This is a genomic window from Arthrobacter sp. P1_B11 (assembly GCF_056406715.1).
This window is the reverse complement of record NZ_JBFTZQ010000060.1, coordinates 1-1,344: the sequence shown is the minus strand read 5'-3', so window position 1 is coordinate 1,344 and position 1,344 is coordinate 1. Positions and strand designations below refer to the sequence as shown.

Sequence of the window (1,344 nt, the reverse complement as noted above, 5' to 3'; positions counted from 1 at the left end):
ACCTAGTTAGGAACCGACAATGGCTGTTGGAGTCTTTGACCTCTTCTCCATCGGAATAGGCCCGTCCAGTTCACACACGGTGGGCCCCATGCGTGCTGCCGCGGTGTTTGCCGAGGAGCTTAAGGCTTCCGGAGACCTGGACCGGGTGGCGTCGTTGCGGGTGGACCTGTACGGTTCGCTGGCGGCCACGGGCCACGGCCACGGCACCATGACCGCGATCCTGCTCGGCCTCGAAGGCTTCCACCCGGAGAAGATCCTGCCKGACGAGGTCGAAGAACGGCTGGCGGCGATCGCCGAGACGGGCACGCTGCAGCTGGCCGGTTCCGTGCCGCTGCCCTACGGGGTSAAGGACATGGTCCTGCGTCCGCTGACGATCCTGCCTAGGCACACCAACGGCATGACCTTCACGGTSTCCGACKCSGACGGCGGGGTGCTGCACASCGCCACCTTCTTCTCGGTGGGCGGCGGATTCATCGTCCGCGAGGGCGAGGAGGACGCGGCCCAGCAGGARCTTGAGGAGTCCAAGAAGGAGCTTCCGCTGCCATTCCGGACCGCAGCGGARCTGCTCAAGCACTGCCAGAACACGTCGTTGAGCATCAGCGACGTGATGCGGGTCAATGAAGAAGATAGCCGCACCGAAGAAGAGATCCGCGAAGGGCTTCTTCACATCTACTCGGTGATGGAGGGCTGCGTGGAGACCAGCCTCAAGCGCGAGGGGCTGCTGCCCGGCGGGYTGAAGGTCCGCCGTCGTGCYCCYGACTGGCACGAGCGGCTCCTGAAGGAAAGCCGGGACCATGAYCCCGGCTTCCGGGACCCGAAGTACTGGCAGGAATGGGTCAACCTGATTGCCCTGGCCGTGAACGAGGAAAACGCCTCCGGYGGCMGSGTGGTGACYGCGCCCACGAACGGGGCCGCGGGCATCATCCCGGCTGTGCTGTACTACGCGCTGCACTTCGCCCCGGGCATGGACCAGGCCACSCAGCAGGACCGCGACGACGTCGTGGTGAAGTTCCTGCTGACCGCCGGYGCCATCGGGGTGCTGTACAAGGAACAGGCSTCCATTTCCGGGGCGGAAGTGGGTTGCCAGGGCGAGGTGGGATCGGCGTCGTCGATGGCCGCCGCGGGCCTGGCCGAGGTCATGGGCGGCACGCCGGCGCAGGTGGAGAACGCCGCGGAAATCGCCATGGAGCACAACCTGGGCCTGACCTGCGACCCGATCGGCGGGCTCGTGCAGGTGCCCTGCATCGAGCGCAACGCGATCGCGGCAGCGAAGGCCATCAACGCCGCCAAGATGGCGCTCTGGGGCGACGGCTCGCACCGGGTGTCCCTCGACGAAGTGATCGT

Annotated in this window: 1 protein-coding gene; it reads left to right on the top strand. The window is 66.6% G+C overall.

Translation table 11 applies throughout. The features are described from left to right. Positions 1-19: 19 nt before the first annotated feature. On the top strand, positions 20-1,344 hold a 1,325-nt coding region (locus tag AC1D14_RS22545), incomplete at its 3' end, for an L-serine ammonia-lyase (RefSeq protein WP_476969231.1).